The sequence below is a fragment of the Acinetobacter cumulans genome, from assembly GCF_003024525.3.
Taxonomy (GTDB): domain Bacteria; phylum Pseudomonadota; class Gammaproteobacteria; order Pseudomonadales; family Moraxellaceae; genus Acinetobacter; species Acinetobacter cumulans.
In genome coordinates this window covers 594,336-610,278 of record NZ_CP035934.2, presented here as the reverse complement: position 1 = coordinate 610,278, position 15,943 = coordinate 594,336, and the positions used below count along the sequence as shown (strand labels likewise).

The 15,943-nt window shown below is 39.2% G+C and carries 13 protein-coding genes; 5 read left to right on the top strand and 8 right to left on the bottom strand.

All coding sequences use genetic code 11. The features are described from left to right. Positions 1-8: 8 nt before the first annotated feature. The gene (gene soxR, locus C9E88_RS02925) at positions 9-509 is read right to left on the bottom strand and encodes a redox-sensitive transcriptional activator SoxR (protein ID WP_106984603.1); all 501 of its coding nucleotides are present in this window, start codon (positions 507-509) and stop codon (positions 9-11) included. 69 nt (positions 510-578) lie between these two features. Between soxR and C9E88_RS02920 the strand changes: the two genes are divergently transcribed. Beyond that, positions 579-1,004, top strand: a complete 426-nt coding sequence (locus C9E88_RS02920; protein WP_106984602.1) for a RidA family protein — start codon at positions 579-581, stop codon at positions 1,002-1,004. Between the two features lie 18 nt (positions 1,005-1,022). Next, complete coding sequence (locus tag C9E88_RS02915) at positions 1,023-2,216, top strand: MFS transporter (protein WP_106984601.1); 1,194 nt, start codon at positions 1,023-1,025, stop codon at positions 2,214-2,216. A gap of 72 nt (positions 2,217-2,288) precedes the next feature. Here C9E88_RS02915 and C9E88_RS02910 read toward each other — a convergent pair whose 3' ends face one another. Then, positions 2,289-2,930, bottom strand: a complete 642-nt coding sequence (locus tag C9E88_RS02910; RefSeq protein ID WP_106984600.1) for a HEPN domain-containing protein — start codon at positions 2,928-2,930, stop codon at positions 2,289-2,291. 454 nt (positions 2,931-3,384) lie between these two features. On the opposite strand from C9E88_RS02910, the gene C9E88_RS02905 reads away from it, so the two are divergent. From C9E88_RS02905 to C9E88_RS02895, 3 genes are all read left to right on the top strand, one after another. Beyond that, positions 3,385-4,215, top strand: coding sequence for a hypothetical protein (locus C9E88_RS02905; protein ID WP_106984599.1), 831 nt, complete (start codon positions 3,385-3,387; stop codon positions 4,213-4,215). A gap of 541 nt (positions 4,216-4,756) precedes the next feature. Then, positions 4,757-5,440: a hypothetical protein gene (locus tag C9E88_RS02900; RefSeq protein WP_057049767.1), complete on the top strand. Its 684-nt coding sequence runs from the start codon at positions 4,757-4,759 to the stop codon at positions 5,438-5,440. Positions 5,441-5,460: 20 nt separating this feature from the next. Then, positions 5,461-6,597, top strand: coding sequence for a helix-turn-helix domain-containing protein (locus tag C9E88_RS02895; RefSeq protein WP_227865852.1), 1,137 nt, complete (start codon positions 5,461-5,463; stop codon positions 6,595-6,597). Positions 6,598-6,694: 97 nt separating this feature from the next. On the opposite strand, the gene C9E88_RS02890 is transcribed toward C9E88_RS02895, so the two are convergent. From C9E88_RS02890 to C9E88_RS02865, 6 genes are read right to left on the bottom strand one after another with little or no spacing between them, the layout of a single operon-like run. Continuing rightward, the gene (locus C9E88_RS02890) at positions 6,695-9,799 is read right to left on the bottom strand and encodes a type I restriction endonuclease subunit R (protein WP_106984597.1); all 3,105 of its coding nucleotides are present in this window, start codon (positions 9,797-9,799) and stop codon (positions 6,695-6,697) included. Positions 9,800-9,821: 22 nt separating this feature from the next. Continuing rightward, a complete protein-coding gene (locus C9E88_RS02885; protein WP_106984596.1) occupies positions 9,822-10,727 on the bottom strand; it encodes a Kiwa anti-phage protein KwaB-like domain-containing protein in 906 nt (301 codons plus the stop codon). Between the two features lies 1 nt (position 10,728). Then, positions 10,729-11,286 (bottom strand): hypothetical protein, encoded by a 558-nt coding sequence (locus C9E88_RS02880; RefSeq protein ID WP_106984595.1) that lies wholly within the window; start codon positions 11,284-11,286, stop codon positions 10,729-10,731. Continuing rightward, positions 11,267-12,667, bottom strand: a complete 1,401-nt coding sequence (locus tag C9E88_RS02875; protein WP_106984594.1) for a restriction endonuclease subunit S — start codon at positions 12,665-12,667, stop codon at positions 11,267-11,269. The genes C9E88_RS02880 and C9E88_RS02875 overlap by 20 nt, the downstream gene beginning before the upstream one ends. Positions 12,668-12,669: 2 nt before the next feature. Then, on the bottom strand, positions 12,670-14,070 hold the full coding sequence (locus tag C9E88_RS02870) for an AlbA family DNA-binding domain-containing protein (RefSeq protein WP_106984593.1): 1,401 nt from the start codon (positions 14,068-14,070) through the stop codon (positions 12,670-12,672). After that, positions 14,060-15,790, bottom strand: a complete 1,731-nt coding sequence (locus tag C9E88_RS02865; protein ID WP_106984592.1) for a class I SAM-dependent DNA methyltransferase — start codon at positions 15,788-15,790, stop codon at positions 14,060-14,062. The genes C9E88_RS02870 and C9E88_RS02865 overlap by 11 nt, the downstream gene beginning before the upstream one ends. Positions 15,791-15,943: the final 153 nt, after the last annotated feature.

The following is a 15,943-nucleotide window of genomic DNA, read 5'->3' as shown; positions in this document are numbered from 1 at the left end:
CATGCATATTAGGATGTTGAATCATGATCAATCCCAGATTCAGTAAAGCGTTCTAAATGCATCAAGATGTGCTGAAAATGTGCGCCAGCCGATTGCTGGGATAGTTGGTCATCAGGGTTACGCAATGGACATTGTTGTAAAGATAGGCAACCACAACCGATGCAAGAATCCAACTGCTGGCGTAACTGTAATAAATACATAATTTGCGCATCTAATTGCTGTTGCCAACGCTGTGACATCTGTTGCCAATCTGCCTTAGATGCCACTTGATGCTTTGGCAAAACCTCAAAAGCTTCATAAACCTGTTGTAGGCTAATTCCAACTTGCTGAGCAATTTTAATAATTGCAATACGGCGTAACATTGCACGTTGATAACGACGTTGATTTCCTGTGGTTCTTGTACTCCAAATAAGTTGTTTTTCTTCATAAAAGCGAACAGTAGGTACGCTGACACCACTACGCTCAGCAAGCTGACCAATACTCAGCCATTGCTGTTTAGATTCTTGCATATTTATTCTTGACCTCAAGTTAACTTGAGCTTTGATACTAGCAAGACTTTAAGCGCTAAGGAAATTGCGATGCAACAAAACCTGCACTCAGTCATCCACCTCATGAACCCAGATACGCTGTATAATCCCACTCCGTTTGCTTATAGCCACATTGCGCAAGTCAACATTCATCAGTTGAATCGTATTGTGCATATTTCAGGTCAAGGAGGCGAACAGCGCGACCAAACTTTGGCAACTGACTTTACAATACAGTTGGCGCAAGCCATGCATAATGTGCAATTGGCTTTAGAGGCTGCAAAGGCCACGCTATATGATATTGCGATGTTAAGAATTTTGGTCTGCCAATATGATCAACTCAAACATCAGTTGATTATTCAGCACCTAAAAGCACTATGGCAAGCACATGCATTGCCAGCCTGCACACTGATTCCCGTACCATGCTTGGCACTTCCCGACATGCAAATCGAAATTGAAGCCACCGCCTACTGCGCTTAACCACACGTAAGGAAATCTATGAACCCCAACGTTGATATTAGCCAAAATAAAACCCTACTTTGGCTTATGGCAATTGCATGTGGTCTATGTGCGGGTGCCAATTATTATTGCCAACCGTTAATCGCCTCGATTCAACAAAGCTTTCAAGTAGCGCAATCACAAGTGGCGCTTACGGTCACTTTTGCCCAAGTGTCTTATGCCTTAGGGTTACTGTTTATTGTACCTTTGGGGGATATTGTCAATAAAAGCAAATTTATTCCCTTACTTATGTTTGGCGCAGCAGTAGGTCTAAGTATTTGTGCACTTTCGAATAGCTTAACGATGCTATGGATTGGCACCATTATTACTGGTTTATTTTCTGTGGCGGCACAAGTTCTTATTCCACTGGTCACCCTTGCGGTACGCCCTGAAAAAACAGGTGAAACTGTTGGCTTTCTAATGAGTGGCTTATTGGTGGGGATTTTACTATCGACCAGTTTGGCTGGGCTTTTATCTAATTTATGGCATTGGAATATTATCTATGTTGTAAGCGCTGTGCTCATGCTGGTACTTGCAGTGCTACTTAATCGTCAATTGCCTATGGTCAATACCAGTACACTTAGATATGCACAAATTTTTGCATCTATGGCACAGCTACTGCGCCAAGAGCGTCGCTTGGTCTACCGCTCCCTCATTGGTGGCTGTGCTTTTGCCTCGATGAGTATTTTATTTTCCACGATTGCCATGCTACTCACTGCACCGCCTTTTTCACTACCTGATGTGTGGGTGGGAATCTTAACGCTGGTGGGCGTATTTGGCGCGCTCTCGACTCAGTGGATTGGAAAATGGGCCGACCGTGGACATAATTTAGTCCTCACTTGGATGGGCTGTGGCATATTGGCAATCAGTTGGGGACTGCTGTATTTAGGTGGCCAATCTCTAATGAGCTACGCTTTAGGCTATGCAGTCATTAACCTTGGCTTAGCTATGGTACACAGCTGTAACCAAAATGTGATTTTTAAACTTAACCCGAATGCACGCTCACGCATTAACTCTATTTATATGACACTGTACTTTATTGGTGGTGCGGGAGGATCGGCTTTAGGGGTATATGCATGGCACCATGGTGGCTGGCCAGCGGCTTGCCTAACAGGGTTTGGATTAGTATGTGGTGCATCGCTTATGGCCTTAATGGATCAACTTGGGCAAAAGCAACCAGCGACAACACACTAAGTTTTCACTGAAACCAAAGCATGGGCATAGCCTCTCGCTTTGGTTATATGCTCTCACCAGTCTAGGTCTGTCTTAGCTGACTTGCACCACTGGATAAAACGGTTTTCCCAAATCTAAACTTTGTGCATTTTCCAAAAGTACTAAAATAAATACAGGCAGTAATACCTCTAAAATACGGCAAGCATCCTTTAATTGTGAACGATTCACCGAACTGTTATAAGTTGCCCCGCCATGGACAATTTGATTACGCAAAGTATATAAGCGGTTAAACAGCACCATTAAAATATCGACCGAATCTTTATGCCCCAAAGCATTCAATACTTTTTGCTTTTCCGCAGCCAAGCCAGTTTTACAGGCCTCTAAGCTAATCTTTTCATTTTGATAGTCCCAAAAACCTTGGTAAATATATTGGTTATCAAGTAGCACTCGAATGGGCTGGCTATATTTCTCCCATAAAATATTATAGATCTTATCTTCTTGGTCTTTTTGGCAAATTAAATGTAAAAACTGTCTTAAGCTTTGCTTGTCCTGACTTATCAGCAAATCTTGTGCATAAATGGCATTGAACGAGACCCATAAAGCAATAAATTGTAAGTCCAACTCTTGGTCTAATTGCTGTGCTTTTTTTAGCCAACTGAGTCCACGATGTATCCGCAAATTAAATTGGTCACTATTTTCTGCTTTTTTGTCCTTAAAAATTTCTTCTAACATCATTGTCTAATCTCCCCCAAAAAATTGTTTATTATTCTTCTTTTGCAAATTAAACAATTTATCCACAGAACTCAATCAACATGACTGAGTATTTCACATCTATTGTGTCAGCTTTCAGTGCCCTTCAATACTTCTCTAAATAGCCCTAATCCAATCCCCCCTTACTTAGGCTTCACTTTTAAGAGATGGCTCAATTTTACAATTCAATTTAGCCCGACCCCATTCGCCAAAATTATTTAACAGATCTTCACAAATATAAGAAATCCCAGTCTTTTCGACAAAGCCTATACCTCCTATTAATTCACGCTAAATTTCGTCAACCTTTCAATTTATTAATCAAAATATATTTAACTTATTGATTTTCCATTCATCTTAAAAATTATTTTTTGCTTTAATTTTAATTCATAGTTTAGCTAGCATTAACAATAATCATAAAAATAAAAGCTTCATATCAATAATGAAAACTCGATTTAAACCTGTTGCACTGACCTTCCACGGCAGTAGTTTTAAAGTGACACATCCAAAGCAATTTGGTCTTTTAAATATTCCTTTACCTACTTCAGCTTTAGAGCAAGTTTTAGAATTTAGTTGGAAAATGACCTTTGGCAAACAAGGTCAACATCGTGCTTATCGCACAGGCGGTTCAGAAATTCGTACGGACTTAATGGTTTTTCGTGATGTCTATCGGGGCAAATTAGGCGAAGTTGCTTTTTACTATTACTGTCAGCAGCGCCCTCGTGTACAACAGCTGTCACATATTGATTTTAGCTGTAGTGGCAAGGGTATTTGGGACTGTGCAGATTTTATTGTGAATGATGAACATCATATTTCAATTAAGACCACCAAAGACTTTGGAAATCTGTTGTATTTAGAAGCCAAAGACTGGGAAATAGACCTACTTCAGCACAAAGCGATTTATAAGCCGAACCAACATGATCAGAGCAAGAATCGTGGAATCTATGATTATTTTTTTCTGTGCCGAGTAAAATCCAATATTGATGCGATCATTCATCAAATTAGCCAAGAGCCACAGCCTGCGACCCTAGATGATTTAAAACTCAAATTGTTTCGCATTTTAAAACTGCAAAAACCTAAATTAGACATTGCAGGCTACATCAGCAATAGTGATTTATATCAGGTCTTACAACAAGAGACTTTCTTGCTACAAGCAGGCACCTTTGTTGGCAAAAGTGCTAAGCCACAAGATGCCGAAAATTATTATGTCCAAAGTGGCTGTATGCGCCCACTTATGCCGTGGGGCTCTCGACCTATACAACGTAGTGCTTAGCAGTTTCTTGCTTAAATTTCACACGCCACAAAGTCTATTTAAAATTGTGCTAATATAGCGCCCAATTTTGAAACGTTGTTTCAATGGTGCATCACATGACTCAATGTGTGCAATCTAATTTCTCTCCTAATTTCCATCTTTGTTTGCCAAGGCCTGATGTTTGATGACCGTAATCAATTCTACTGAAAATAAACTCGCACCTCGAATCAGCGTGGCGCCAATGATGGATTGGACATACAAATAAAATTAAATATTTATTATCAATAATTTAGTTTAATGTAAAAATATTGTGGCGTAAAATTGGTGTAAAAATGCGAAAGTAAATTTTTAACTGTTTAATTCATAATACTTTTCCCTCTCCATTAATTATTCAAAATTCAGTTTCAATTCATATATTCTAGATATCAATATTAATTCCTAACTGTATACATCTTGAAACAATTTAATTTCTATTTTTTACACCAAAAACTATGTTTATTTCTATTTTTACTACCAAAATCTATGTATGCTAAGCAAATGATAATTTACTAGATCGAACTTTATGCAACCATTATATTTAACAATAGATGATCCATTTCAAGCTAAGAATAGAATCAAAGAAGTTTTTGGGTTTGACCCGAAAATCTTGCTTGGAGTTATAGAGGATAGCTTCTCAGCTCGTAATGAAACTACAAACAATCATCCTAAAATTTATGGTGGTTATAGAAATTTTGCTGAAGGAACAGCTTTTTTAAGAGAGCGCTTGTTATCAATGGGTTATTTAAAATATACCCAAGGAAACTCAGAATGGGTTCACAATGAAAAGCTTGGAATTCTAATTAGTTTTATGACAGGTAATGCATGTGTTGGATTGAAAAACCAAGTTCCGTCTAATTCAGCGAGTTTGAAAACTGAGAAAATTGCTCGAAACCGAAACCCTAAGGGGAGCATGTTTTCAAGAATCGCCAATGCCCAATTACATGGAGATATGCTAACGACACAAGCTACTACCGATACTTGGTGTTGGGTGCTAATGTATTATATTGATTATAAAAATAAAATAATTCGAAGTGAACTATCATGTCCATCAAAACTGACTGAAGATGGTAAGTTTTTTACAGAATACCATGAACGAATTATTTTAGAAGAAATCAGTTTCGATCCTGAGTCTGAATTTGATACTATTCTTTCCCCTGCACCAACTCCCGCGCCAATTGATTTTGAGATCAAGCGCAAAAATGCTTAAGAGGCAATACTATGTTCAATATGGGTCGTTTCGATCTCGCTCGTCAACGCCGTGGTTTGACTAAGAGAGAATTGGCTCATCGATTAGAAGTAACCGATAGAACTGTTTCAAATTGGTATAATAACCAACAAGTTGATGAAAAAAATTTAGAAAAAGCTGCTGAAATTCTTGATTTTCCAATCAACTTCTTTTACGGACGTGAAGTAGAAAAAATTCAAGCTGAATCTGTAAGCTTCAGAGCGCTAACTAAAATGACAGCTAGAAAAAGGGATATGGCAATTAGCCAGACTATTTTAGCTGAATTGATTAGCGATTGGATTGATCAAAACTTTGATTTGCCACTTCCTAATGTACCTGATTTACATGAATTAAGAAGTGACTTTTCAACTGCGACTATTGGTTCATTGGATGAGACAGATGAAAATGATGTTAGATATTATCTTGAATATTCTTATCCTGAGGCATGTGCTGACACAGTAAGAAAAGCTTGGGGATTAGGCGAGCAACCTATTCCCAACCTGATTGCACTTTTGGAATCTAAAGGTATTCGTGTTTTTTCTCTCACAGATGAAGCACAAGATGTTGATGCTTGCTGTAGATGGACAAGTGGTCGTCCTTTTATTTTTTTAAATACTTCCAGAACTGCTGAAAGGTGTAGATTTGACTTAGCTCACGAGCTAGGCCATTTAGTTATGCACAAACATGGCATAATAGAAGGAGTTCACGTAGAACAAGAAGCAAATGCTTTTGCTTCTGCATTTCTAATGCCGCGCAGAAGCTTACTAGCAGATCCTTTACGGATTCCATCCTTAAAGAGTATTTTGTCCAAAAAAGTAATATGGCAAGTTTCTGCTGCTGCTTTGACCTATCGTTATAATAAGCTGGGGATTATTACTGACTGGAATGCCACAAGTATTTATAAACAGTTAGCCCAAAGAGGACGAAATAATGAGCCTAACCCCCTCCCTCATGAATCCTCTCTCTTATTAGATAAAGTTTTCCAAGCTTTAGCCCAAGAAAACTTTGATTTTTCTAAAATGACAAATGATCTATGTCTCAATCTAGTAGAAGTTAATAATCTTACTTTCAACTTAGCCTCTAAATACCAAAATTTAGATGCATTAAGGCGTCGAAGTGAGTTAATAGTTTTGGATTAAATCAAATTTAGAAGAGAACATTTAAAGTTCTCTTTTTTCTTTAAGTACATGCTATTTTCTTTAGGATTAAACATTTACCCCCCAATAAGCAATCGTGCTAGTTGATAGTCCAAGCATTAGACAAAGTCTCCGCCTGCTTCATCACCAACTCAATCGCTTCAGCTGCTTTATCAGGCGGGTACTTCCAACGCTGCAATGTACGTCGCACAAGAATTTTAAGCTGAGCACGTACACTGTCCCGAACCTGCCAATCCACTGTAGTTGACTTCCTAAGCTTCTCGGTAATTTCGCGGGCGATCTGCTTCAGAGTATCGTCTCCAAGCTCTCTGACCGCACTTTCATTATTCGCCAAGGCATCGTAGAAAGCGATTTCATCAGGATTCAAACCAAGTGCAGCTTCACGCTGCATTTCTGCCTGAAACTCTTTTGCCATTTGAATGAGTTCTTCAATGACCTGAGAAGTTTCAATCGCTCGGTTATTGTATTTCCTCAAGGTTTCCTGCAAACGATCAGAGAAGCGTTTTTCCTGCACGACATTGTTTCGTGTCTTTGCTTTAATGCCGTCATTCAACAACTTTTCCAGTAGTTCAACTGCCAAATTACGATATGGCATCTGCCGTACATCTTCTAAGAACTCATCTGAAAGCAAGCCAATGTTTGGTTTATCTAAACCACACATTGCAAAGACATCTGTTACGCCATCAGCAATGACAGCATTATCCAGAATCTGTTTTAGCGTACTGTCCTTTTCCGCTTGCGACAGTTTACGATCCACAGAGGTATGCTTGCTAATGACCGCTTTAATGGCTGAGTAAAAGGCAATTTCTTTGTGCAGGTTCTTCACTTCATCCAAGGTGCTGCATAAAGAGAAGGCTTTATTGATTGCTAAGACTAAATCAAGAAAACGCTTTTTACCATCCTTTAAGCTCAGCACATAGTTGGCTGCGGTGATAATCAGTCGGTGTGCCTGAGTTTCATAAGCACTTAAATCCATGCCTACCTGTTCATTGGTTTTGGCAAACATTCCCCGTATCGCATCCATCTTTTCAGCAAGAACCGCATAGGCTTCTTCTGCACGTAAAGTCGGCTCACCTTTACCTTTGGCATCGGTATAGGTTTTTAAGGCTTGCTTCAATTCATTAGCAATGCCGATATAGTCAACAACTAGTCCACCCTGCTTATCTTTAAAGACACGGTTCACACGTGCAATGGCCTGCATGAGGTTGTGCCCCTTCATCGGTTTGTCGATATACATGGTATGCGTGCATGGTGCATCAAAACCTGTAAGCCACATATCGCGCACGATCACTAACTGCAAAGGATCATTCACATCTTTAAAGCGTTTCTCAAGACGTTTTTTGACTTGCTTGTTATAAATGTGTGGCTGTAACAATGGTTTATCTGAAGCTGAACCTGTCATCACAATTTTGATTTTGCCTTTTTCAGGATCAGGGTCATGCCAATCTGGACGTAAGGCAATAATCTCATTGTAAAGGTGGACACAGATTTCGCGGCTCATGGTCACAATCATGCCTTTACCCGCCGTGGCTTCGGTACGGGCTTCAAAGTGTGCGACTAAATCCGCAGCAATCTGTTTCAGCCGTGGTGTGGCACCCACCAGCTTTTCTAGTCGGCTCCATTCGCTCTTAGTCTTTTCTCGGTTACCAACATCTTCTTCATCTTCTACAACCTCATCGACTTGATCAGATAACTCTTCAATCTCAGTCTGATTAATATCTAGCTTTGCCAAGCGTGATTCGTAGTAGATTGGGACGGTTGCACCATCATCGACGGCATCCTGAATATCATAGATGGAAACATAATCACCAAAGACAGCTCGGGTGTCTTTATCCTCACTCGAAATAGGGGTTCCAGTAAAGCCAATAAAAGCAGCATTCTTTAAAGCATCTCGCATGTGCTTGGCATAGCCAAACTTGTACGTGCCATCATTACCTAGTTTTGCTTTCAAACCATATTGGCTACGATGTGCTTCATCTGACATCACCACAATATTGTGGCGTCCATTCAGTAATGGATGCTCACTCTCACCTTCCAGTAATGCAAACTTTTGCACTGTGGTAAAGATGATGCCACCTGACTCACGTTCAGCTAAAAACTTTCTCAGCTCATCACGGTTATTGGCTTGAACTGGCGTTTGTTTTAATAAATCTTGAGCATTGCTAAAGGTTTCAAACAACTGTCCATCTAAGTCATTACGGTCAGTGACGATTAACAAGGTTGGATTGTGCATGGCAGGCTGCTGTAATAGCTTGCCTGCATAGCAACACATAGAGATACTTTTACCTGAGCCTTGGGTATGCCAAACAACGCCTGCTTTCTTATCCCCATTCGGATTGGCTGCCGCAATGGTCGCTTGTACGGCTTCTCTAACCGCATGGAATTGATGGTAGCCTGCAATTTTCTTAATGATCTTTTCGCCATCTGTTTCAAACAGCACAAAGAATCGAATGTAATCTAGGAACAATTCTCGGTCAAAGAAGCCTCGAATCACCGTTTCTAGTTCCCATTCTAAAGCGGGTTTATCATCTTCATTCTTGATGGTACGCCACGGTAAAAAGCGTTCCTGATTTGCTGTCAGTGAACCGACACGTGCTGTTACGCCATCACTTACAACTAAAGCTTCATTAAAGATAAATAGATCTGAAATTTCTTCTTTATAGGTTTGCAGCTGGTTAAAGGCATCCCAGATATCCGCGTTTTCATCGGTTGGGTTTTTTAGCTCCAACACCGCAAAGGGAATACCGTTAATAAAGCAGATGATGTCAGGGCGTCGCGGCTGCTTCACACCTAGAATGGTAAATTGATTGACCGCAACAAAACGGTTTTGCTGCACATGGTTGAAGTCCACCAAGAAGGCATGGTCATGTACCCAATCATCCTGTTTCTTATACGTGACAGGTACACCTTCCAATAACATACGGTGGAAGGCGCGGTTATTGGTCACCAAATCCAGACTTTCAGGTTTGCTCAGTTTCAGAAAAACTTGCTCAAAACAGCTCGTAGGAAGGTGCGGATTCAAGCGTTCAAAAGCAGCCTGAACATCAGCTTCTAATACAAGCTGTTTATAGTCTTTGCGTAAAGGGTTACTGCTGTCAGGCGCAATATCAATACCATGAACAACTTCCCAGCCATTTTCGGAGAACCAGTCAAGGCATAAGTTTTCGAGTTGTGTTTCGTTCATGGATTCAATCTCAATCTTTTATTTATAACTTACTTCGGCTTGATGCTTTGAAATTTTCAGCTTGACCGTCGATTAACTCTAAACGGTAACGACGTCGATCTAGAACCTCTAAAAAACCTAGTTCATGCCCTTCATTCACAAAGATTTTCCCATTTTGAATATTTAAAGAAACCCCTGTATGTTCACATAACAGTTTCAAACGATCTTTATCAATATTCTTAGTTTCAGCTTGTGATTTAATAGATGCAATATATCGAGCTGCACGAGGCCTTTTTTCAGCATAAGCCTGTATGCTAGTAAAATTGACATAAACGAGATCAGCTGCAATAGATGAAATGTTTGTAGGCACAGCTTGTAAAATAGCTTCTTGCAACTTACCAGCAAACTCAAAAGCACTCGGCCGAATTATGTGAATATTAGAATTATCAATTAAAAAATCAAAGTCAGCATCCAGTTTAAATACCTTTTCCTCAACAATTTTTAATGTGTCATCACATAAACTAATAAGTTTATTTTTCAAGATCCCCTTAAACTGAATAGCTCTGCGTAAAGCAGTTAGCTTCTTACCAGATTTATCTGTAAATCTTGCGAAATAGCAGAAAACTTCAGTTGGACTTTTTAATACTTTAGCATTCATGGCTAAGTTAGTAGCTTCATGCAAGTCTTTCATTGTTTGTGCCATTTGATCAGAAATTGGCAAATACAAATACTCAATACCAGCATGCTTTTCTGATGGTTGATATAAATCAGGACTAGGACTGTTTTTATTCATGATCTCAACAGTTGCGTTAGCCATCTCAACCAATGCTTTCTGAACACTCACATCTACAGGCACAGCCTCAAAAAACTGTTGATTTTGATCTTCTGATTCTCTCCCCACCCCAAATTCAATATTCTCAATATTATCAAAGTCAAAATCCACAACCACACTAAATCTCCCAAAAAACTGTATTACTTAATCTATACGCCACAATTTCATCACCATTAAGCACGATAGCTCTTTTTGTAATTAATACCTGAGGTGTTTTACCACTGATGGAATTATTATCTTCTGGCGGACAAATTGTAAAAATTCGATAGCCTTGTATTGCAAATAAAATATTCATGTAATGTAAATTTAAATGCAAAAATAAGAAAACCACAAAAATCAAGGCAACTAATGTCGTCCCCGCATCTCGCAAACTCTCTATACTGACAGAATAAAATGGCAATAAGGTAGCAAACAAATAAACTAAAATGTGATCCTTATGATCATCTGCAGTTCCAACTTTTATTGTACGTTTGTCATTTTGTTTCTTAGCAACGGCAATTCTTCGCCATAAAAATAAATTAGGAACAATGACAAATAAAGCACAACAGGGAATCAAGTATAAATCGGATACCTCTTGATTCCCTCTTAAAGCCCACAAAATAAATAATGGTGAAAAACTACTTAACACCATCATTACACGTATAAAACCTAGTGATTCATTCTGTTGAGTACTCATATTCTGTCTCACTAGCTAGAGTAGATACATCAATATCACCAGATATTAACTTTGGTAATAAAGCATCCCTAGTATCTGTTAATATTTTTATTTCTTTTAAATTTTTTATTTGTTGAGCAAGCATCGATTTTATTACTTTATCGAAGTTCACTACGAGTTTTTGGGTTGGTAGAATTACCGGCATAGATGCTAATAATTTTGTAGTCAAACTTCCTCTACTACTATGGGAGTCTGATAAAGAACGCATTTCATCATAGCGAGGCTCTAAGCAATAGTATAACCAATAGGATGAAACTTTATCGTTTGCTCTCAAGGCGACAATTGATTGATTAATATAGCACTCAATCGCGTTAAAAGAGGTTTGTCCTCGAGTATGCCCTTGCCCAGCACTCGCAATTAAAATATCTCCAAAAATTGCTAACTTTGTCGAAGATTTTTTAACTGCTATTTCAGTTATAGATTTTTCAGTGGATACAATAATTTTATTTCTGGTTTCCCCAGATGATAGCCACGGTATTTCACCATTCCAGTACGTCATTTCTTTCGTTGAAGGAGTACCTCCACTAAATATGGAAGCTGTTACCGCATTTATGTTTGTAATCTCCCACCCCTTCGGTACTTCCCCTAGCTCAGTCTCTACTAATTCATCAGGAAACAATGAAGCCGTTTCTTGTAACTCAGCAAAATCATCTTTTGCCATTTGCTGAAGCTCTACTTCACTTTTACCGCTAATAACACACATAGCAGCAAGCTCAGGGTCTTTACCTTCCTTCTTAGCTGCAATTTTGGCACGTACAGGGTCAAAATCAATAAACCAACTTTTAAAAAAGGCTTGAGCGATAAATTCTAGAGTTTTATTAGTTTGATAATTTAAAAAAATTTTTCCATCTAGATCCGACAGAATTCCAGCTATTTTCTGCTGTATTAGAAAATCTGGTATATTCAACTCAAAATTTAATAAATGTGGAACTTTAATACTAGGTTGTGCAGAGCCAATATTTAACCCTTGAAAATAATTAAAAACTTCCTTTTGGCTTAAATAATAATAAATAAAATCACTACAAACATTTTCTTTAAGTCTTAATCCAATTAAATTTTGTGTTATACAACCTCTATTTTCATTCATTAAAGAGATGGAACCAACATTATTACCTACTGTAATAATTAAAAGATCTCCCTTACAAGGATGACCATTTCTAAACCAATTTTTATAAGTATTATTATCTACATACTTTTTGACTAGTGAATAATCAGGATATTTTTTACTACCAGAAATACATCCGGTTTCAATTACTTCTATACCTGAAAAACTGTATTTTGGATTTTTTCCACGATTATCAATTATTTTATCCACTAAGTCTTTTAAAAAAACTATTTCCATATCTATTTCCCCCTCGATTCTTTATTAATCGCCCAATAGCCACGTGTTCCACCCACACGCTCAAGCCAGCCTGCATCTTTTAAGTTATTCAAATGCTTTTTCACTGCTGACTCATTAATAGCAAGTTGCTCTGCCATAGCACGATAGGAAACTTTCGGATTTTGTTGAATCAAAACCAAAATCTCTTTTTGACGATCTGTCAGCATCTCTTCTTGGATTGAGCCACCTATTGAGCCACCTATTGAGCCGCCTAATTGCTCAATAGGAGGACGGTAAAATTCCCAATCGACAAAATCACCTTGTGCTTTCAATTGAGGTTCGGCATTGCCTGCTTGTAAACAAAGATCTTTAATACGGGCAATACCACTGCCCCACTGCTCGATATAACCCAGCTCTTTAAACACACGCGCCAAAACACGGTTACGGATCTCAGAACGACCTTGAGCCAAATCTTCTTCTGTCAGTCCATTTGGCAATCCACCTGGCGATACGATATTCAGAATGTCATCATAAATGCCAACCTTAATATCACGCCCTGCATTGCTATAGTCACGATGTAACACTGCATTCACCAAGGCTTCACGAATAGCAGGAATAGGGATCTCATAGCTTTCTGTACGTTGCAACCCTAAAATTTCTGCTCGTAGATGCAGATGATTCTTGATGAATTGCTCTGTTTGCTTCAACTGGCTAAACAAGTCTCCACGGTATTCTTTTTTATCCAAAAACACCGTCATCGTCGTGCCTTTAAAGCGGCTACATTTAATCTCAACCTGCTCATAAAGCCCCAACAAAATGAGTAACCCATGACTTGGGTAATCCTGTCCATTCTGCTGAATGATCAATTTAAGATTACGCATTTTCTGCAAAGACAATTCTTTACCCACCCCAGTAAAGGCTTGTTGTAAAGGTTGTAAATCGATGTTATCTAAACTGTATTGCGGATTCGGCTGCTCATCAAAAGTCTGGTTCAGACGCTGCAATTCGAGTTGCTGGATATACTCAGGCGATGCCACACGATTACTTGCACCCAAACGGATATAGGTTCCCTGTGCCTTGCCTTGTGGTTTGAGATAATAAGGCAATAACGAACCACGGCTGACTTCAATCACCAGCAACTCTATGCCTTGGATATTCTCGATATAGATATACGGCAGAATGTTTGGCATACACAATTCATTGATCATCGAAGTGATCTGATCTTGCAGCTCAAAAATATCATCTTGAATACCTACGAGTTGGCGATCATCACTCACCCCCACCACCAATTTACCACCACTGGTATTGGCAAAAGCAATCAGGGTCTTTGCGACCTGTTGCCCTTTCGGTAACTGCTCTTTAAATTCAAGGGTTTGACTTTCACCCTTCTGAATTTCTTGCAATAAAGGATGATCAGAACTCATAGCCCAAGCCCTTTAGGTTCTTTTTAATCTCACTTTCCAACACAGCACTTTCAGCAAATTGTTCTTTGAGCTGAGCAGTCAAACGCAGCATTTTCTCAGCGAATGGCTCGCCATCATCTTCCTGCTCGACTGCACCCACATAACGTCCTGGAGTCAATACATAGTCGTGCTTTTGTATATCTTTTAACTCAGCAGAGAAGCAGAAACCTTTCTCATCTTGATACGCTTCGCCTTCAAAATTTTCGCCTTGTTGCCAAGCATGTAAAGCATTGGTGATTTTAGCAATATCTGCATCGGTAAAGTCACGCAGTACGCGATCTCTCATATAGCCCAAATTACGGGCATCGATGAACAGAGTCTTGCCTTCACGGTTGGCTTTCTTTTTATCCAAGGATAAGCCGTTCTTTTTATCTTTGGTCAAGAACCAAATACAAGCTGGAATTTGCGTGTTGGTAAACAGTTGTCCCGGTAACGCGACAATACATTCCACCAGATCGGCTTCGATCAAGTTTTTACGAATCTCGCCTTCATTGTTGGTATTGGAACTCATCGAACCATTGGCAAGTAAAAGTGCCATACTGCCTGTTGGTGACAGATGGTGCAGCATGTGCTGCATCCAAGCAAAGTTGGCATTACCTTGTGGCGGTATACCATATTTCCAGCGCACATCACTTTCTAGAGAAGCATGCCACCAATCCTTGATGTTAAAAGGCGGATTGGCCATGACAAAGTCAGCACGCAAGTCTGGATGCTGATCCTCTAAAAAGCTGTCTGCATTCTTTTTACCAAAATTAAAATCAATCCCACGAATCGCCATGTTCATGGCGGCCAGTTTCCATGTGGTCGGGTTGCTTTCCTGCCCATAAATAGAAATATGCTTTTTCTGTTCGGAGGCTTTGTAATGCTTTTCCTGAGCATGTTGTTCAATAAACTTTTCACTGGATACAAAAAATCCGCCTGAACCCATTGCAGGGTCATACACACGACCTTTATAAGGCTGCAACATTTCAACAATTAAGGTGACGATACTTTTAGGCGTGTAGTACTGCCCACCTTGCTTCCCTTCAGCCAAGGCAAACTGTCCCAAAAAGTATTCGTAGACGTGCCCAAGGATATCTTTACTGTGCAGACTGAGTTGCTCACCGTTATATTCTGGATTAGTAAAACTAGTGTCAGAAAAAGTATTGATCAGATCAAGTAACTTGTCATTGTCCAGCTGGTACTGTCCAATACGATTCAGAATGCCCTTAAGTTTTGGATTGGCTTTTTCAATTTCATCAAAGGCATTGTCAATCAGCCAGGATACAGAGCGTAGTTTGACATCTTGCCCTTGTTCATCCTGCCAGATGATAGAACCAATCGCTTGTGCTGCTGCATTACGGATACTTAACCAACGTGCTGCTTTTGGCACCCAAAATACGTTTTTTTCTTGGTAGTAATCCAGTATTTCTAGTTCATCAGCAATAGCCTGTTGGTATTCTTCTTCGCTGTCGTACTGATCACGCGGCATGTAATAGATGTTGTGGTCGTCTTTTTGTGCAAACAATTCTTTGAGTTCAGATTGCCGTTCATCAAAAGCATCTGATACGTACTTTAAGAAAATCAGCCCTAAAACAATATGCTTATAGTTAGCAGCATCCAGACTACTGCGTAATTTATCGGCGGCTTTCCAAAGCTTGTCATCTAAGTCATTTAGAAATTTTTGTTCCAATGAATGCATTTTATTTCCTCAATCCAAGATCAACCGCTTTGGTTTTATACTTAATGTTAAACAATGTTGCTAAGTTAGCATATCTGCGACCTATTAAAAGTCATGCACTTACCAAAAAAAATAGAGATTAATTAAGGCTTGTCATTTTAACGGGATAACTTT